This window comes from Bradyrhizobium sp. BRP20 (genome assembly GCF_020194215.1).
GTDB lineage: Bacteria > Pseudomonadota > Alphaproteobacteria > Rhizobiales > Xanthobacteraceae > Bradyrhizobium > Bradyrhizobium yuanmingense.
Genome location: NZ_JADYVY010000028.1, coordinates 39891 through 56557, shown reverse-complemented (window position 1 = coordinate 56557; position 16667 = coordinate 39891). Strand labels below are relative to the sequence as shown.

Sequence of the window (16667 nt, the reverse complement as noted above, 5' to 3'; positions counted from 1 at the left end):
TCGCCATGAAGCTTGCCCAGCGGCGCATCCCGCACGCCCATATCCTCGCATGGTCGTCTTGGCGTAGGGCCCATCAGGCCAACGCGCGCAAAGCCCATCTCAGGAAAAAATTGCAACTGTAATGCTAGGCTTCGCCGTCGGCGCGAAGAACTTGATACCGCGTTGACCGCGACAGGCCAACGTTTGGATGCCGCAACGCGCGCGCTCTCCGCTGGAGAAGCGCGCCAGGCGGAGACAAATCGCGGCATCGATGTGGCGCGCGGACAAGTTCTGGCTGCCAACAGCGCTTTTGGCGAACAGTGGTCGTCGTTGGACGATCTCTGCACGAAGGCTGGGATCGAGGGGAACATACCTCCCGTTCTCGATGACCAGGCTGCGTTGAAACTGGCGGCCCTCATCTCAGTCGCGATCGCAGAACGATCAGCCATTGCGTCTCCGCTCGCAAGCTCCCGGCGTCTTCGGACAGAGATCGACAGTTTGCAGCGGGAGCATGACGCGCTCGGTGAGGTGATCGAGACGACCGCGCGCTCCATCGACCAAAGACGTCTGATTTCCACGCTGCGCAATTGAAGGCAACTGAGTACACGGTCCAGGCGGCGGGCCTTGCTGAGCGCCTCATTTCAATTAGCCGTGAAATCACGCCGTTTCTTGCTGCCGCTGGTCTGGCCGTCGACTACCTCGATGTCGATCCCGCGGGTGTTGGCGTCACGCTGTCGAGAGTTGCGACGGAGTATGCCGCCCTGCGCGAGCAGGTTGGCCAGCTTGAAATGACGCTCCAGCGCTTGGCGCCCGAGCGTGCGGCGGCGGACGCCTCGCTTCGGCACGCGCAGGCCCACGTAACGGCGGCGGCGCTTCTTCTCGATCAGCGTCGCCTGGCCGAGGGAGAGAAGGCGCGTGCCAGAGCGGAACTCCTCGATGGCGAGGCGACAGCAAGTCACCGGGCTCGGATCGCCGAGGCTTGCCAGACCACTCGTGAAGCTCTTGCTCGCGCGCGCGAGACAAAATCCACTACAGATGCAGCGTTCCAGGCGGCCGGCGCTCGTTGCGACGAGGCCGCCGCCGGATTGGAGACTGCCAAAGGCCGTAACGCTTTAGCCGAAAAGGCATTCAACGCGGCCTGCATGGATATTGCTCGCCCGCCAGATCAGGTTGCGGCGCTGATCGCAACCGACCCAGCATTGAGCGGAGCGTTACGGGTCCGAATTCGAGAGATCGATCGAGGCGTGAACGATGCGGGCACCGCAGTGCTGACGCGTCAGAATGACTTACACCGGGCGTTAGAAGGGTTCGACGAGACCACCGATGTCGAGGAGTTGGCCGCAGTCGTCGCGGCGTTGGGAACCGAAATCGGAGACTTGCAACAACGGACAGGTGCACTTGCCGCTACGCTCGCGCGAGACGACGAGGCGCGCGGCGCCGCTGCAAATCTATCCGCGCAAATCGAAACTGCGAAAGCGGAACTCGTAATCTGGCAAGCAGTCGACGATGCCCATCGGCTCGGCTAGCGGTGATCGTTTCCGTCGCTTTGTGCAGGGCATCACGCTCGACCACATGGTGCAATTGGCGAATGATCATCTCCATGCATTGACACCCCGCTACAGGCTCGCGCGGGGGGCTGCGTCCGATCTCACGCTGCATATTATTGATCGCGACATGGGCGACGAGGTCCGCGGCACCCGAAGCCTGTCAGGCGGTGAACGTTTCCTCGTCTCCCTTGCGCTGGCGTTGGCGCTGTCAGGTCTTGAGGGTCGATCGTCCTTTGTCGACACGCTGTTTATCGATGAAGGCTTTGGCTCGCTCGATGCGGAGACCCTCGACTTAGCAGTAGATGCGCTGGAGACCTTACAGGGTAGAGGTCAGAAGGTTGGCGTCATCACGCACGTCGCTGCCATGATCGAGCGGATTGCCGTGCAGGTGCGCGTGGAAAAGCGCGGTGCAGGTCGATCCGAGATTAGAGTTTCTGGTGGCAAGGGAGCCGCGTGGCCTGCGACGAGTAGCGCACAATAATATCAGGCGAAGCGGCCTCGGAGTGTTCAGGCCGGAAGAGGGGATACATGGAGAAATATCATATCAAGCTGACTGAGAGCGAGGCCGCGACACTCGCGAAGATCGATCTCAGGGAATCTCATTGCAATCATGATGAGGGCCACGCAGCTTATAAAGCCAATGCGCAGCCGATCCTTACCTTGCTCCAATCTCTGAGCGACAGGTCCGCAGTTCCCCAAGAAAGGCTGAATTACTGGAATGACCCCCGATACCATCACGGGAGGATCAAAGCGTCGCGCAAGGGTCTATTCGAGAGAAATGGTTGCAGAGGTACGGACATTTACACGCATCCACATTTTATCCGTTATCTTCGATATTTTCTGTTTGGTGCCGATCTTCCCGACGACGTCATTGCAGCATTTGAGGAAAAAGTCGGTAACCCACAGTGGGTTTCCTCTAGTGATGTCATTCCGATCGGAAAGTTTGCTCGGGATCTCACCCGCCAATATCGTCTGGACAAGACGGATGCACCAGAAGAGTTCTTCAAACTTTGCCTCGACATGGGGCTTAGCTTGACGACAGCCGAGAGCGTCATGCGGGCGGTCAAACAAATTCGATAGAACATGGACAAACTGACGCTGAACTACGTCTGGGGGCAGGAGCGGATACCGGTCGTACTGCGGCGGACGGGAAGAGGGCAGCGCTTGCGCGTTCGACTTCCCTTCGCGGAAACGAATTGCCAGTGGCTTCAGAATGGTAGACGAACGTCGCCTATTTGGATTGCCGGCAAGAAATACTGGGAACTGCCGAAAGCTTGGTTCAACGATTTCGTCGAACGCTCGTTGGCCGAATATGGCAAAGTCTACGTTATTCAGCCCTACCGTGAGCAAGAGAAATGCTCTCCTGCGTGCCAGAATGCGACTGGGCATGAGTGCCAGTGCTCCTGCATGGGCCTCTATCACGGCGCCGGAAATGACGGCAGTTGGTTCGAGGTATCCGATACTTTCGCTGCGCGTTGGGGCGAGCAGGAGCTCGCCTGTCGACTAATGACGGCGAGATAGGATGTCTGCTGGGGGAGGATGCATTTTGACCAAAGGCTCGGCCGATCGGCTGGCGGCAGCGCCATTGTCGTGCTTGTTGGGTTTAGCGAAGCGTAAAGGGGAGCCATAAACGTGCTCTATGCCTGGGTCGGCGACCAGAAGCGCGCCCCCGTCGCGAAGGGTGAACGGACCACGTGTCGCGACTGCGGCGGCTTGCTCACCGCCGTCATGCCCGTCGAGAACACGTCCCACTGGCGGCACAAGGCGGGTGATTGCGATCCCTGGAGCGAGCCGGAGGGAGCCTGGCACCTCGGCTGGAAAGAACTCTTCGATATGTCCTGCCGCGAGATCGCTCTACGCGACCCGACGACAGGAGAGCTGCACCGCGCAGACGTCCTCGTCGGCAGCGGCACCCCGCGCGCGACCGTCCTTGAGCTGCAGCACTCCTCGATCAGCGAGGACGAGCGAAACGCGCGGGAGGCCTTCTATCGGCGCGGAAACCGGATGTTCTGGCTGGTCCACATTCACAGCGAAAGCTCGTTCCTTGGGACGTATTTCAACATGTCGCTCGATTTCGGATCACGGGTCGTAAATCTCGACGGCAAGGAATTCGCGATCATGCGCTGGGTGGGCCCGAACAAGCAGTTCATCGAGAAGTGGAAGCGTGCGGTAGCCCACGTCTCTTCAATGCAGGGCCTTACATCTTCTACCTTGCAGGCCCCGGCGTAGCGTCTCGTCTTGGAGGCCCCTTGAAGCGCGGCGAATTCGCTCTCTGCGCCCTGACCCGCGATGAGTTTCTGCGAGCTGTCCGCTGGGAGGATACTGCTCCTTCTTGACGGCGTGCTCGTATTGAGCGGCGCCACGCCAGATCACTTTGCATGGCTGCCGGTATTCCTGATTAAACACAATGCGAGCGCTCGGGACAAAGCTCGCTGATAGTAGAAGGTGATGTTTTCCAATGAAGATATTTTGGTCATGGCAGAGTGATCGCGATCCGAAGTTGCATCACTACTTTGTGCGCGATGCGCTGAAGGACGCCTGCAAGCTCATCGCCATCGATCCCGACTATGAGGAGGCGGAGCGTCCCGAGGTCGATCACGATACCAAGAATGTCGCTGGAACGCCGGACATCACGAAGACCATCCTGGAGAAGATCGCCGGCGCGAACGTCTTTGTCGCGGACATGACCCCGGTGGGCATGACGGCCCCTGTAGCACTTCAGCCCAACATAGCTGCCGAAAAGCGTTCCGAGCCCAAATACCTCCAGAACCCGAACGTCATGTCCGAACTCGGCTACGCCGAGCATGCGCTCTCACAGGGCCGCATTATTCTCGTAGCGAACGGCGCGCACTATCCCGGTCCCGTGGCGCTTCCCTTTGATTGGCGTCACCGAAGCGGCGCGAAGGTCTACACCCTCAAGGATGGAGCCACGAAGGAGGAGATCAAGGCCGAGCAGAAGCGCTTCGCGGAGGTGCTGAAGAGCTGCATCATGCCCATCCTGGCTGAGCAGGCTCCGGTAAAGGCACCACCACCCCCAATTTCCTGGCAACCGTCGAGCAGTAGCGATCCGACCATTTGGCCGGCGGCTGAGAAGAAGCTCGAATTTCGCAACAATGCAATGGAGGAGCAGCGCCGGAATGTCCGACTGGGAAAAGGGACGCGGATCTTCGCACGCATCGCGCCTAGCGAATGGTCAGCGCCGGCCCGGGTCGAGCTTGAACAGCGCATCTCCGACGTGGGACTGAACATTCGGGGGCGGGACGGTGATTGGGGCCTCAATGGCGATGGCGCGCTGTCAGTCTGGGGGCGGATCGCGGGGAACGCTGACGACACGGACGTCACGAATGCGACGCAATGGTTCCAGTCGAACGGCGAGCTTTGGGGGGTCAACAGCAACTGCTTCGCTGAAAACAGCGGCGGCCTGTGTTTCGCGTCCGCGCTGCCGTTCACACCGCTGGATGAGTTTCTTCGTAAGGGCATTGCCGCCATCAGAGCCATGGGCGGTAAAGGCCGGATCGGGATCAAGCTGGGTGCTGGCGATCTGACCGACACTGTCTTGCCTGGCCAATACCAATCGCAACGCTTCCCGGCTGTCAGCGGGCGTGCGGATGTGGGCGAAGAACTTGAGTCCTGGACGCCGAACGAACGGCGGGCGCTCCTGTTCCGATTCTGGAACACTTTGATGGACGCCTACGGTCGGCCGCCTGCGCGCTCCATTACAGAGTTCGAGCAAGCAGCCGCGATTGCGCCGCTATCGAAATAGGCGTTGGAATGACCCAGCAGAACGAAGAGGCAAAACCAAACGTGCTCGATCCGCGCCAACTGGTGCGTATCGAAGCGGTGCATCGTGGCTTCCTGTATCAGCACCTCTATCTGGCGAACTGCTTGCTGCGCGCCGGATCGGCCGGCGTCGACAAAATCGTCGTCGAAGGAGACGAGGACGTAGAACTGCATCGGGCGGCCGACTGCTTCTATGTGCAGGTGAAGACGCGCCAGGGACTCCTGGAAGCTGGCGACATCAAGGGCTCCTCCCGGGCGCGTCGGGCATGGAGACGCTTGGCCGTTGAACATCAAGCTCGGTCAGGACGCGCTGAGTGTCGATGTCGTGATCGACAATGCCCATCGCCTGACGCCGGCGGACCTGAAACCGATTGTCGACCAGGCGCAGAACGTCCGCTTTCTTCTGCTGTGCCAGCCGGGCATCGTGACACAGGAGATCGCGGCACTCCTCGGCGTCGAGCATGAAACGCTGGGTGGTTGGGACGAGGACACCATTGCGGCGGTGGTCGCCGAGGTCGGCTGCGTGGCCGACTACGCGGATTGCGAGCGTCTGTCGCGTCTCACCGGCGGGCTGCCCTACTATGTATTGAATGCGGGGACATGCTTGCCGAGGTTGAGGAGCGCCTTCCAAAAAGCGACCAGCACCATCGCATCTTTCGCTACAACCGAGCACTGGCGATGTTCAAGCTCGGGGCCTACGACCTCACGCTCCAGGAAACGGAACGGCTCGGTGAAGAGTATTATGACCTCCTTGGCCTATCGCCAGAGCAGGTCATTGGCAGAAACCCGCCAGCCATCCGCCCGCTGCTGCCCAAGGGGCGGCGCCGCCTCATTACACGCCTTCGCCGGTCCGGCCCGCCGCCGCAGAGAAAGGTTGTTATTCCTCCGGCAATGCAGAAGCTTCTTGCGGCGCGCAACGGGCCAGCGGCGCCACCCCAGCAGCGTCGAACCAAGGTCGGCCGAAACGAGCGGTGCCCGTGCCAGTCAGGCCGGAAATACAAGCATTGTCACGGCCGATGATCGACAACGGCACCCGCCCATCGTCAACTATTGGCATCCCTCGCAACGTCCGGGACGCGTCGCCGCCCTGCTATTCGTTGCGCAGCCGATCTCCCTCATACTTGGCGCACCGCTCTCCGGTTGGATTATGGATGTCTTCTCGCAGGCTGAGGAAATGCACGGCTGGCAATGGATGTTCATCATCGAGGCTCTTCCGGCTGCAATCCTCGACTTCGTCATTCTGTCCTTTCTCAGCAATGGAATCGACGATGCGAAGTGGCTTTCCGAAAGTGAAAAGCAACCGCTGGCGGCTTGAGTGGCGAGGTACTAGCAACTTTCAGCCGGTGGACCTTCTCGCAGACCGACCCAGCCATATTTTCTGATGGCGCCGCCGCACGATCTTCGATGGTCGGTTACGCAGCTCGGGAAATCCAGCGCTCCTCTTGGGTTCGTTCTCCGTCACGGGATCCGCAATCGCAATAAAATCCCCAGACTAAATCCCAGACTAAATGGAAATTCTAGTCCGGGGTTGCTCCAGGCCAATCTCGAAACCTGTGTTATTTTAAGGAGTTAGCTGGCGCGCCCGGAACGATTCGAACGTCCGACCCTCAGATTCGTAGTCTGATGCTCTATCCAGCTGAGCTACGGGCGCGTGTTTCGCAAACAGCGCGGGCGGGGCCCGCAAGCAGCCCCCGGCGGAGCCGGAGGGGGTGCGAAAGAGCGCTCTGACTAACCGCTCTTGTCCCGATTGGCAAGGTCCGGCTCGCCGGTATTTTGGGGCATTTCCGCACTTCTCTTCGTCATTCCGGGGCGCGACGAAGTCGCGAGCCCGGAATCCATAACCACCAGCCGGGGTTATGGATTCCGGGCCCGACCCTTCGGGTCGTCCCGGAATGACGGAAGGAATGGCGATGGCCCAGCTCGTTTCAGTCGGCCGCTGGCCTAGCCTTAAGCCCTCTGGCGCTCGTTGCGGATGGAGAGCAGTTCCACGGGACGGTCGGGGATGACGATGCGGAAAGTGGCGCCGATGGTGCCCTCGACCAGGTGGATCTCGCCGCCATGGGCGCGGACCAGCTCGGCGGCGATGGCGAGGCCAAGGCCGCTGCCGCCGGGGCGGCCCGAGGTCTGGAAGGCCTCGAACAGGCGCTCCCGGGTCTTCGGGGGGACGCCGGGGCCGGTGTCGGAGACCTCGAGAATGGCGACGGCGCCTTCGCGCTTCCCGGTGATCCGGATCTGCTGCACACGCCCCTCACCCGCCGCATGGCTTTCGAGCGCCTGGGCGGCGTTGCGGACGAGGTTGAGCAAGACGCGGAACAGCTGGTCGGGATCGGCGTCGACCGCGAGCCCGCGCTCGATCGCGGCGACCCAGGCGATCGAGGCGTCGTTGGCGAGCCCCGCGGTCTCCCGCACCTCCATCACAACAGGCTCGATCAGGATCATGCGGCGGTCGGGTGCGGCCTCCTGGGCGCGGCCGTAGGACAATGTCGACTGGCAGAAGGCGATGGCGCGCTCGAGCGAGCGCACGAGCTTGGGCGCAAAGCGCTGCACGCGCGGATCCGGCACGCTGGCGAGCTGATCCGACAGCAGCTGGGCCGAGGCGAGCAGATTGCGCAGATCGTGGTTGATCTTGGAGACCGCGAGGCCGAGGGCAGCGAGCCGGCTCTTCTGATTCAGCATCGACATCAGGTCGCGCTGCATGTCGGACAATTCGCGCTCGGCGACCCCGATCTCGTCGCTGCGCTGGCTCGGCACGATGATGCCGGCCGAGCTCTCGGGATTCTCGTGGAAGCCGACCAGGCTCGCGGTCAGCCGCCGCATCGGGCGCACGAACAGATAATGGAGCGCGAGATAGACGAGGCCCGCGGTCAGCACCGCGATGATCAACGCGACCACGACGAGGTTGCGGGAGAAGCGGTACATCTGCTTCCGCAGCGGCAGCTCGTCGGTGACGATCTCGATGAACTGGGCATTGCCGACCCCGGGGCCGACGATGCGGATGGCCTGGTTGCCGGTCTCCAGCATCATCCGGAACGAGCCGGTGATGGCCTCCCAGGCCGTCATGTCGCGCAGGTCGATGTCGTGCTCGATGGCGGCCGGAATGTTGTCGCTGGCGAGCAGCCGGCGCTGCTGGCCCATCTTGATGGCAACAGCACGGGCGTTGATGCTCTTCAGGATCTGCCGCGACAGCGAATCGGGGACCATGCCGAGCGGCGCCGCATCCAGCACCAGCGCCGCGGTGTTGGCCGCCGCGACGCGATCATTCAGCCGGTTGACCCAGAAATTCGCGATGGCTGGCACGTAGAGCAGCACCGCGGCGATCATCACCAAGGGAATGGTGAGCAGCAGCAGCTTGCCGGACAACCCGAGCCCGCGCGAGCCGCGGGGCCGCGTCGCCGGCTGGTCTGGCTGATCCAGATCCTGGATCGGCTGGCGATCTGTGGCTGGCACGAAACTCGCCCCTGTTGGCCTTGGCTGATGGAGGATGCGACCCGACCGATGTCCGGTCAAATTACGGATCGCTAATCTGCCGAGGTGTGATGTAAGCGCTGATAGCGCGAGTCGCCACCTCAAGGGTTAAAAACGCCGCGCAAACAGCGATATTCACCACAATCGCGCGCTTGTGCGGCGTTGACGAAGACAAGGCGCTCCCTTATAAGCCGCGCGAATTGTCCGCGATGACCCGGTGCGACACCGGGAGCGGCTCTCTTGGGGCCGAAAAAGGGCCCGTTTTGGGCCGCATCTTCCGGACTTTACCATCAATTCTACAGGCAAATTGCCCGGTCAGCGGAGAAAAACCCGTGAAGCGGACTTATCAACCCAGCAAACTGGTGCGCAAGCGCCGTCACGGCTTCCGCGCCCGTCTCGCCACTGCCGGCGGCCGCAAGGTTCTCGCCGCCCGCCGCGCCCGCGGCCGCAAGCGTCTGAGCGCCTGAGCCGGACCCCCTTTTTGGGATTTCATCATGGATCGGCTGAGGCAGCGGGCGGATTTCCTCGCCGTTGCCAATGGCGCGCGGGTGAATAGTCCCGCGTTCGTCCTGCAAAGCCGCCGCCGCGATGATTCCGGCCCTGTCAGGATCGGCTTCACCGTCACCAAGAAGAACGGCAACGCCCCCGAGCGCAATCGCATCCGGCGCCGGTTGCGCGAACTGGTGAAGCGGCTCGATCCGACATCGATGCAGCCCCACCATGATTATGTCCTGGTCGGACGAAAGGACGCGCTCTCGCGCGACTTCGCCACCATGCTCGACGATCTGCGCATAGCGTTCACGAAGCCCGCGCGGCATACGGCCAAAGCGCGCGGCCACAGGCCGGGTCACGCCGCAGCGACCAGCCGCAAACCGGATTGATGACGAGACAATCGAGATGACCGACAATCGCAATACCATCCTCGCCGTCATTCTGTCCGGCCTGGTGCTGATCGCCTGGCAGTACTTCTACAATGTGCCGCAGATGGAGAAGCAGCGCGCCCAGCAGCAGGCGCAGTCCGAGCTCCAGAAGGGCAGCACGCCGCAGCCGGGCGCGTCCCCGACACCGGGCAGCGCGCCGCAGCCCGGCGCGGCCCAGCCGTCGACGCCGGCCGCGAGCCCGCCCCAAGCGGTCGTTTCGCGCGAGACTGCCATTGCAGCGAGCCCGCGCGTCAAGATCGAGACGCCGCGGATCGCCGGCAGCATCTCGCTGAAGGGCGGCCGCATCGACGACATCGCGCTGGTGCAATATCGCGAGACGGTCGATCCGAAATCGCCGCCGATCGTCCTCTATTCGCCGTCGGGCACGGCGGAGCCCTATTACGCCGAGTTCGGCTGGGTTGCAGCGACGGGCGTGACGGCAAAGATGCCGGATGCCCAGACCGTCTGGCAGCAGGAGGGCAGCGGCAGCCTGACGCCGTCGACGCCCGTGGTGCTGAAATGGGACAATGGCGACGGCCTGACTTTCCGCCGCACCATCGCCGTCGACGACCATTATCTCTTCACCATCAAGGACGAGGTGAGCAATGTCGGCAACGCGCCCGTCACGCTCTATCCGTTCGCGCTGATCTCGCGCCACGGCGCGCCGCATGTCTCCGGCTACTATATCCTGCATGAGGGCCTGATCGGCTATCTCGGCGAACACAGGCTGCAGGAATATGCCTACAGCAAGATCGACGAAGCCAAGCAGGTGAACTTCAAGGCCACCAATGGCTGGCTCGGCATCACCGACAAATACTGGGCCTCCGCGCTGCTGCCGGATACCAACGCCCAGCTCCAGGCGCGCTTCTCGTCCAACCCGGTCGGCAAGGTCCATACCTACCAGACCGACTATCTGCTCGACCCCGTCACAGTCGCGATCGGCGGCACCGCGACGGCCAACGCGCGGCTGTTCGCAGGCGCCAAGGAAGCCGGCGTGGTCGGCATCAACTTCCCGCTCGCGGGCCTCGGCGGCTACAACAAGGCGCTCGGCCTCAACCAGTTCGACCTGCTGATCGACTGGGGCTGGTTCTATTTCCTCACCAAGCCGATGTTCCTCGGCCTCGACTTCTTCTTCCGCTTCTTCGGCAATTTCGGCGTCTCGATCTTGCTCGTCACGGTGATCGTGAAGCTGTTGTTCTTCCCGCTGGCGAACAAGTCCTACGCCTCGATGGCGAAGATGAAGTCGATCCAGCCGCAGCTGCTGGCACTGAAGGAGCGCTATCCCGACGACAAGGTGAAGCAGCAGCAGGAGATGATGGAGATCTACCGCAAGGAGAAGATCAATCCGGTCGCCGGCTGTCTGCCCGTGCTGATCCAGATTCCGGTGTTCTTCGCGCTCTACAAGGTGCTGTTCGTCACCATCGAGATGCGGCACGCGCCGTTCTTCGGCTGGATCAAGGACCTCTCCGCGCCTGACCCGACCAACCTCTTCAACCTGTTCGGGCTGCTCCCGTTCGATCCGACCACGATTCCGGTGTTCGGCTATTACCTCGCGCTCGGCATCTGGCCGATCATCATGGGCATCACGATGTGGATCCAGATGAAGCTGAATCCGACGCCGCCGGATCCGACCCAGCAGATCATCTTCAATTGGATGCCGCTGATCTTCACCTTCATGCTGGCGGGATTCCCGGCGGGCCTCGTGATCTACTGGGCCTGGAACAACCTGCTCTCGGTGGTCCAGCAGGGCTACATCATGCGCCGCAACGGCGTGAAGGTGGAATTACTCGACAATCTCAAGGCGACGTTCGCGAGGAAGGCGACGTAGTCCTTCGATAATGTCAGGCAAACTGCCTCCACAGCGTATGCCCGGGCTCGTCCCGGGCATCCACGTTTAGGAGGGTGCCTCACAGTCAGACGTGGATGGCCGGGACATTTGGTTGGGAGGGACGCGCTTCGCGCTTTTGCCCGGCCATGACGAGAGGATAGACCGCTCGCATGAACGAGAAGACCGACGAGCGACTGATCGAGGCCGGGCGAAAACTGTTCGCTCGTGACTGGCAGTTCATCTGGGCCTCGCCTTCGATCGAAACGCTGCCGCCGATGGCGGGGCTGGAGATCGCCTTTGCCGGGCGCTCCAATGTCGGCAAGTCGAGCCTGATCAACGCGCTCACGGGGCGCAACGCGCTGGCGCGCACCTCGCATACGCCGGGCCGCACCCAGGAGCTGATCTTCTTCGAGGTCCCCGGCAAGAACGACCTGCGCCTCGTCGACATGCCCGGCTACGGCTATGCCAAGGCGCCGAAGAGCCAGGTCGCGTCCTGGACCGAGCTGATCCACAAATTCCTGCTGGGACGCGCCAGTCTCGCGCGCGTCTACGTGCTGATCGATGCGCGGCACGGGATCAAGGATGTCGATCTCGAGGTGCTGAAGACGCTCGACCGCTCCGCCGTCAGCTACCAGATCGTGCTGACCAAGGCCGACCAGGTGAAAGTCGCCGAGCTGCAAGCACGCATCGCCGAGACCGAGGCCGTGCTCGCCAAGCATCCGGCCGCGTTCCCGACCGTGCTCGCGACCTCGTCGCGCAGCGCGACCGGCATGGCCGAGCTTCGCGCCGCGATGGCGAAGCTCCTGGAAGAGCGGGCCTCGTGATGGCAGCGCACCGCCTGCTGATCGGGCTTGCCGGCTTGATGGGCGCCGCCGGCGTCGCGCTGGCCGCCGCGTCCGCCCATGGTGCCGACGCGAGCCGTCTTGCCTCCGCCAGCGCCATGCTGCTGTTTCATGCAAGTGCCATACTTGCGACCATCGCCTTGCTCACGCGCGGCCTTCTGCACGGCGGAATTGGAATCGTGGCGACGTTCGGATTCGCGATCGGTGCCGCGCTGTTCGCAGGCGACCTCACCTTGCGGCAGTATGCCGGGCACGCGCTGTTTCCGATGGCGGCGCCGACGGGCGGGATGGTGATGATTGCGAGCTGGCTGGCGGTAAGCGTGGCGGCGGTGGTGGCGAAGCGCTGAATCCGTAGCCCGGATGGAGCGAAGCGCAATCCGGGGCCGGTGTCTGCGGCGACGAATCCCGGATTACGCTGCGCTCCATCCGGGCTACATAGCTGCCACACCTTTGCGCTGTCCCCGCCAATCGGATAGAACGCGCACCATTCGACCCGCCAGCGAGACCGCGACATGACCGACATCTCTCCGCTCGACCAGGCCCGCATCCTGTCCGAAGCGCTGCCGCACATGCAGCAATATGACGAGGAAACCATCGTCATCAAATATGGCGGCCATGCCATGGGCGACGAGGAGACCGCGAAGAACTTTGCCCGCGACATCGTGCTCTTGGAGCAGACCGCGATCAATCCGGTGGTGGTGCATGGCGGCGGGCCGCAGATCGCGACCATGCTCAAGCGTCTTGGGATCGTCTCGGAATTCGCCGCGGGCCTGCGCATCACCGATGCCGCGACCATCGAGATCGTCGAGATGGTGCTCGCCGGCTCCGTCAACAAGCAGATCGTCGGCTACATCAACGAGGCCGGCGGCAAGGCGGTGGGCCTGTCGGGCAAGGACGGCAACATGGTGAAGGCGACCAAGACGACGCGCACCATTGTCGATCCCGACTCGAACATCGAGAAGGCGATCGATCTCGGCTTCGTCGGCGACCCCGAGAAGGTCGACCTCACTTTGCTCAACCAGCTGATCGGCTACGAGCTGATCCCGGTGCTGGCGCCGCTCGCAACCTCGAAAGAGGGCCAGACGCTGAACATCAACGCCGACACCTTTGCAGGGGCCGTCGCCGGCGCGCTGAAAGCCAAGCGCCTGCTGCTGCTCACCGACGTGCCCGGCGTGCTCGACAAGTCGAAGAAGCTGATCCCGCAATTGTCGGTGAAGGACGCGCGAAAACTGATCGCCGACGGCACCATCTCCGGCGGCATGATCCCGAAGGTCGAGACCTGCATCTACGCGCTGGAGCAGGGCGTCGAGGGCGTCGTCATCATCGACGGCAAGATGCAGCACGCGGTGCTGCTCGAGCTCTTCACCAACCAGGGCACGGGCACGCTGATCCACAAGTGATGCGGGAACGCGAGCAGCGGAAGAAGGTCGTCATGCCCGGGCTTGTCCCGGGCATCCACGACCTTTCTTCTCGCGGCAAAGACGTGGATGGCCGGGTCAAGCCCGGCCATGACGATTTGAGAGAGCGTCATCCACGCCGCTCCCCCCTCACCCGCTTCCTGATGACGCTGCCTGCCGCAACTGTCTCCTTCTTCTTCTCCTCGGCGCCGGCGATCGCCGACCTCAAGATCTGCAACCGCATGTCCTATGTGGTCGAGGCCGCGATCGGCATCGACGACAAGGCGGCCACCGCGACGCGCGGCTGGTTCAGGATCGATCCCGCCGCCTGCCGCGTGGTGGTGCAGGGCACGCTGACCGCCGACCGCATCCTGCTCAACGCGCGCGCGCTCGGCCTCTACGGCGCGTCCCCGATCCCGCAAAGCGGCAACGACATGCTGTGCGTCGCGCAGGACAATTTCGTCATCGCGGCGGCCAGGCAGTGCCGCAGCGGCCAGACGCAGGTTCCCTTCACACAGGTGACGCCGACGCAAAGCCCGGACGGCAACCTCGTCGCTTATCTCGCCGAGGATTCCGAATATGACGACGAGCAGGCGCGCCTCGCCGGCATCCAGCGGCTCCTGGTGATCGCAGGCTACGACGCCGCGCCGATCGATGGCGTCGACGGGCCGAAGACGCAGAGCGCGCTGGCCGCATTCCTGAAGAGCCGGGGCTTGTCGTCCGACATCGTGGGCTCGCAGAACTTCTTCAAGACCATGGTCGATGCCGTGCAGACGCCGTCCGCGACCGGCCTCACCTGGTGCAACGACACGCCGCACAAGGTGATGGCGGCGATCGCGACCGACGACGGCAAGGCGGTGACCAGCCGCGGCTGGTATCGCATCGATCCCAAGACCTGCCTGCACCCCGATGTATCAGGCCAGCCGAAGCAGATCTTCAGCTTCGCGGAAGCGGTCGACGCCGACAACCGAATCGTCAAGCTGAAGGACAAGCCGCTGAATTGGGGCGGCGACAGGCAGCTCTGCACACGCGAGACCAAGTTCGAGACCAGCGAGCAGACCGATTGCGGCGCGCGCGGCTTTGCGCCAACGGGCTTCGGCGCGGTAGACATGTCGAGCGGCGGCAAGACGCTGCGCTTTGCCGTGCCGTGAGCGAGAGACTTGCGATGAAATCCCCCCGCAGCTTCAACCATGTCGACACCTGGGTGTTCGACCTCGACAACACGCTCTATCCGCATCACGTCAATCTGTGGCAGCAGGTCGATGCGCGGATCGGGGAGTTCGTCTGCAACTGGCTGAATGTCGGCCCGGAGGAAGCGCGGGCGATCCAGAAAGACTATTATCGCCGCTTCGGCACCACGATGCGCGGCATGATGACCCTGCACGGCGTCTCCGCCGACGACTACCTCGCCTATGTCCACAAGATCGACCACTCTCCGCTGGAGCCGAATCCGGCGCTTGGCGCGGCCATCGCAAAGCTGCCGGGCCGCAAGCTGATCCTCACCAACGGCTCGGTCGACCATGTCGATGCCGTGCTGGCGCGGCTCGGCTTCGCCGGCCATTTCGACGGCGTGTTCGACATCATCGCCGCCGAGTTCGAACCGAAGCCGGCGGAGCAGACCTACCGCAAGTTCCTCGGCCAGCATGCGGTCGATCCGACCCGCGCCGCCATGTTCGAGGACCTCGCCCGCAACCTCACCGTCCCCTACCGGCTCGGCATGACCACCGTGTTGGTGGTGCCCGACGGCACCAAGGAGGTGGTGCGCGAGGACTGGGAGCTGGAAGGCCGCGACGCCGCCCATGTCGACCACGTCACGGATGATCTGGCGGGGTTTTTGGCAAAGTTGTCGGGGTGATTTCGTAGCCTGGATGGAGCGCAGCGTAATCCGTGGCTGGCGTAGCTGCGGAGAGACTGTCCCGGATTGCGCTTCGCTCCATCCGGGCTACGGGTCTTCCCGGGTGGTGATCCAGAACGCAGCCTTGACTCCGCTCCGCCAAATCCCGAAAAAGCGCTCCAATTCTCGCGAAACCACGCGCTTCCCAGAGGAAATCACGATGTCCCTTGCAGCCCTCGAATCCACCATCAACAGCGCCTTCGAGGCGCGTGAAGGCATCTCGACCACGACCAAGGGCGAGGTGCGCGAGGCCGTCGACCAGTCGCTGGAGATCCTTGACAAGGGCGAGGCGCGCGTTGCCGAGCGCGGCAGCGACGGCAAGTGGAAGGTCAATCAATGGCTGAAGAAGGCCGTGCTGCTGTCGTTCCGCCTCAACGACATGGACGTCATTGGCGGCGGCCCCGGCAAGGCAAGCTGGTGGGACAAGGTGCCCTCGAAGTTCGAAGGCTGGGGCCCGAACCGCTTCCGCGATGCCGGTTTTCGCGCGGTGCCCGGCGCGATCGTCCGCCGCTCGGCCTTCATCGCCAAGAACGTCGTCTTAATGCCGTCCTTCGTCAATCTCGGCGCCTATGTCGATGAGAGCACGATGGTCGACACCTGGGCCACCGTCGGCTCCTGCGCACAGATCGGCAAGCGCGTGCACATCTCGGGCGGCGCCGGCATCGGCGGCGTGCTCGAGCCGCTGCAGGCCGAGCCGGTCATCATCGAGGACGATTGCTTCATCGGCGCGCGCTCGGAAGTCGCCGAAGGTGTGATCGTGCGCAAGGGCGCGGTGCTGGCGATGGGCGTGTTCCTGGGAGCCTCGACCAAGATCGTCGACCGCGAGACCGGCGAGGTCTTCATGGGCGAGGTGCCGGAATATTCCGTCGTGGTGCCCGGCGCGCTGCCCGGCAAGCCGATGAAGAACGGCCAGATCGGCCCGAGCACCGCTTGCGCCGTGATCGTCAAGCGCGTCGACGAGCGCACGCGGTCGAAGACCAGCATCAACGAGCTGCTGCGGGATTGATGCAAGGCG

At 63.0% G+C, this 16667-nt stretch carries 20 protein-coding genes and 1 tRNA gene; 18 read left to right on the top strand and 3 right to left on the bottom strand.

Features of this window, described 5'->3' with window-relative positions:
- The first annotated feature begins 162 nt into the window (after positions 1-162).
- The 7 genes from I6F33_RS35365 to I6F33_RS35335 all read left to right on the top strand — a co-directional run bounded on the left by I6F33_RS35365 (position 163) and on the right by I6F33_RS35335 (position 5289).
- The gene (locus tag I6F33_RS35365) at positions 163-570 is read left to right on the top strand and encodes a hypothetical protein (protein WP_225140928.1); all 408 of its coding nucleotides are present in this window, start codon (positions 163-165) and stop codon (positions 568-570) included.
- Positions 567-1505, top strand: a complete 939-nt coding sequence (locus I6F33_RS35360) for a hypothetical protein (protein WP_225145584.1) — start codon at positions 567-569, stop codon at positions 1503-1505. Before I6F33_RS35365 ends, I6F33_RS35360 begins: the two co-directional genes overlap by 4 nt.
- The gene (locus tag I6F33_RS35355) at positions 1486-2007 is read left to right on the top strand and encodes an SbcC/MukB-like Walker B domain-containing protein (RefSeq protein WP_225140934.1); all 522 of its coding nucleotides are present in this window, start codon (positions 1486-1488) and stop codon (positions 2005-2007) included. Before I6F33_RS35360 ends, I6F33_RS35355 begins: the two co-directional genes overlap by 20 nt.
- Positions 2008-2054: 47 nt before the next feature.
- On the top strand, positions 2055-2606 hold the full coding sequence (locus tag I6F33_RS35350) for a hypothetical protein (protein WP_225140936.1): 552 nt from the start codon (positions 2055-2057) through the stop codon (positions 2604-2606).
- A 3-nt stretch (positions 2607-2609) separates the two neighbouring features.
- A complete protein-coding gene (locus tag I6F33_RS35345; RefSeq protein ID WP_225140938.1) occupies positions 2610-3047 on the top strand; it encodes a hypothetical protein in 438 nt (145 codons plus the stop codon).
- A 111-nt stretch (positions 3048-3158) separates the two neighbouring features.
- Entirely contained in the window at positions 3159-3755 is a 597-nt protein-coding gene (locus I6F33_RS35340; protein WP_225140939.1) for a competence protein CoiA, read from the top strand.
- A gap of 229 nt (positions 3756-3984) precedes the next feature.
- On the top strand, positions 3985-5289 hold the full coding sequence (locus I6F33_RS35335) for a hypothetical protein (RefSeq protein ID WP_225140941.1): 1305 nt from the start codon (positions 3985-3987) through the stop codon (positions 5287-5289).
- Between the two features lie 255 nt (positions 5290-5544).
- On the opposite strand, the gene I6F33_RS38700 is transcribed toward I6F33_RS35335, so the two are convergent.
- Entirely contained in the window at positions 5545-5769 is a 225-nt protein-coding gene (locus I6F33_RS38700; RefSeq protein WP_225140943.1) for a hypothetical protein, read from the bottom strand.
- A gap of 137 nt (positions 5770-5906) precedes the next feature.
- Between I6F33_RS38700 and I6F33_RS38695 the strand changes: the two genes are divergently transcribed.
- Both I6F33_RS38695 and I6F33_RS38690 read left to right on the top strand, forming a co-directional pair.
- Positions 5907-6326 carry an SEC-C metal-binding domain-containing protein gene (locus tag I6F33_RS38695; protein ID WP_369418358.1) on the top strand — a complete coding sequence of 140 codons (420 nt, stop codon included), beginning with the start codon at positions 5907-5909 and terminating at the stop codon, positions 6324-6326.
- Positions 6327-6453: 127 nt separating this feature from the next.
- Positions 6454-6621 (top strand): hypothetical protein, encoded by a 168-nt coding sequence (locus I6F33_RS38690; protein ID WP_225140945.1) that lies wholly within the window; start codon positions 6454-6456, stop codon positions 6619-6621.
- A gap of 259 nt (positions 6622-6880) precedes the next feature.
- On the opposite strand, the gene I6F33_RS35315 is transcribed toward I6F33_RS38690, so the two are convergent.
- Positions 6881-6957 (bottom strand) — tRNA-Arg (locus I6F33_RS35315).
- 296 nt (positions 6958-7253) lie between these two features.
- Positions 7254-8753: a HAMP domain-containing sensor histidine kinase gene (locus tag I6F33_RS35310; protein ID WP_036014057.1), complete on the bottom strand. Its 1500-nt coding sequence runs from the start codon at positions 8751-8753 to the stop codon at positions 7254-7256.
- Positions 8754-9103: 350 nt separating this feature from the next.
- Between I6F33_RS35310 and rpmH the strand changes: the two genes are divergently transcribed.
- The 9 genes from rpmH (at position 9104) to dapD (ending at position 16658) form a co-directional block, all read left to right on the top strand.
- On the top strand, positions 9104-9238 hold the full coding sequence (gene rpmH / locus I6F33_RS35305) for a 50S ribosomal protein L34 (protein WP_008542748.1): 135 nt from the start codon (positions 9104-9106) through the stop codon (positions 9236-9238).
- Between the two features lie 27 nt (positions 9239-9265).
- Positions 9266-9652 carry a ribonuclease P protein component gene (gene rnpA / locus I6F33_RS35300; protein WP_109145452.1) on the top strand — a complete coding sequence of 129 codons (387 nt, stop codon included), beginning with the start codon at positions 9266-9268 and terminating at the stop codon, positions 9650-9652.
- A 16-nt stretch (positions 9653-9668) separates the two neighbouring features.
- A complete protein-coding gene (yidC, locus tag I6F33_RS35295) occupies positions 9669-11519 on the top strand; it encodes a membrane protein insertase YidC (protein WP_036014059.1) in 1851 nt (616 codons plus the stop codon).
- Between the two features lie 170 nt (positions 11520-11689).
- Positions 11690-12343, top strand: a complete 654-nt coding sequence (yihA, locus tag I6F33_RS35290) for a ribosome biogenesis GTP-binding protein YihA/YsxC (RefSeq protein WP_225145583.1) — start codon at positions 11690-11692, stop codon at positions 12341-12343.
- Entirely contained in the window at positions 12343-12708 is a 366-nt protein-coding gene (locus I6F33_RS35285) for a DUF423 domain-containing protein (protein ID WP_225114333.1), read from the top strand. Before yihA ends, I6F33_RS35285 begins: the two co-directional genes overlap by 1 nt.
- A 165-nt stretch (positions 12709-12873) precedes the next feature.
- Positions 12874-13761 carry an acetylglutamate kinase gene (gene argB / locus I6F33_RS35280; RefSeq protein ID WP_036014067.1) on the top strand — a complete coding sequence of 296 codons (888 nt, stop codon included), beginning with the start codon at positions 12874-12876 and terminating at the stop codon, positions 13759-13761.
- Positions 13762-13922: 161 nt separating this feature from the next.
- Positions 13923-14909, top strand: coding sequence for a DUF1036 domain-containing protein (locus I6F33_RS35275; protein WP_225145586.1), 987 nt, complete (start codon positions 13923-13925; stop codon positions 14907-14909).
- A gap of 14 nt (positions 14910-14923) precedes the next feature.
- On the top strand, positions 14924-15613 hold the full coding sequence (locus I6F33_RS35270; RefSeq protein ID WP_225145582.1) for a pyrimidine 5'-nucleotidase: 690 nt from the start codon (positions 14924-14926) through the stop codon (positions 15611-15613).
- 199 nt (positions 15614-15812) lie between these two features.
- Positions 15813-16658 carry a 2,3,4,5-tetrahydropyridine-2,6-dicarboxylate N-succinyltransferase gene (dapD, locus tag I6F33_RS35265; RefSeq protein ID WP_074448081.1) on the top strand — a complete coding sequence of 282 codons (846 nt, stop codon included), beginning with the start codon at positions 15813-15815 and terminating at the stop codon, positions 16656-16658.
- Positions 16659-16667: the final 9 nt, after the last annotated feature.

What these genes read in the sequence shown, in the direction of transcription:
- I6F33_RS38700 (WP_225140943.1), bottom strand. Translation starts at nt 5,769, where the DNA reads ATGCTCGACGCCGAGGAGTGCCGCGATCTCCTGTGTCACGATGCCCGG.
- dapD (WP_074448081.1), top strand. Translation starts at nt 15,813, where the DNA reads ATGTCCCTTGCAGCCCTCGAATCCACCATCAACAGCGCCTTCGAGGCG.
- I6F33_RS35345 (WP_225140938.1), top strand. Translation starts at nt 2,610, where the DNA reads ATGGACAAACTGACGCTGAACTACGTCTGGGGGCAGGAGCGGATACCG.
- I6F33_RS35275 (WP_225145586.1), top strand. Translation starts at nt 13,923, where the DNA reads ATGACGCTGCCTGCCGCAACTGTCTCCTTCTTCTTCTCCTCGGCGCCG.
- yihA (WP_225145583.1), top strand. Translation starts at nt 11,690, where the DNA reads ATGAACGAGAAGACCGACGAGCGACTGATCGAGGCCGGGCGAAAACTG.
- I6F33_RS38695 (WP_369418358.1), top strand. Translation starts at nt 5,907, where the DNA reads ATGCTTGCCGAGGTTGAGGAGCGCCTTCCAAAAAGCGACCAGCACCAT.
- argB (WP_036014067.1), top strand. Translation starts at nt 12,874, where the DNA reads ATGACCGACATCTCTCCGCTCGACCAGGCCCGCATCCTGTCCGAAGCG.
- I6F33_RS35285 (WP_225114333.1), top strand. Translation starts at nt 12,343, where the DNA reads ATGGCAGCGCACCGCCTGCTGATCGGGCTTGCCGGCTTGATGGGCGCC.
- rnpA (WP_109145452.1), top strand. Translation starts at nt 9,266, where the DNA reads ATGGATCGGCTGAGGCAGCGGGCGGATTTCCTCGCCGTTGCCAATGGC.
- I6F33_RS35335 (WP_225140941.1), top strand. Translation starts at nt 3,985, where the DNA reads ATGAAGATATTTTGGTCATGGCAGAGTGATCGCGATCCGAAGTTGCAT.
- I6F33_RS35350 (WP_225140936.1), top strand. Translation starts at nt 2,055, where the DNA reads ATGGAGAAATATCATATCAAGCTGACTGAGAGCGAGGCCGCGACACTC.
- I6F33_RS35270 (WP_225145582.1), top strand. Translation starts at nt 14,924, where the DNA reads ATGAAATCCCCCCGCAGCTTCAACCATGTCGACACCTGGGTGTTCGAC.
- I6F33_RS38690 (WP_225140945.1), top strand. Translation starts at nt 6,454, where the DNA reads ATGGATGTCTTCTCGCAGGCTGAGGAAATGCACGGCTGGCAATGGATG.
- I6F33_RS35355 (WP_225140934.1), top strand. Translation starts at nt 1,486, where the DNA reads ATGCCCATCGGCTCGGCTAGCGGTGATCGTTTCCGTCGCTTTGTGCAG.
- yidC (WP_036014059.1), top strand. Translation starts at nt 9,669, where the DNA reads ATGACCGACAATCGCAATACCATCCTCGCCGTCATTCTGTCCGGCCTG.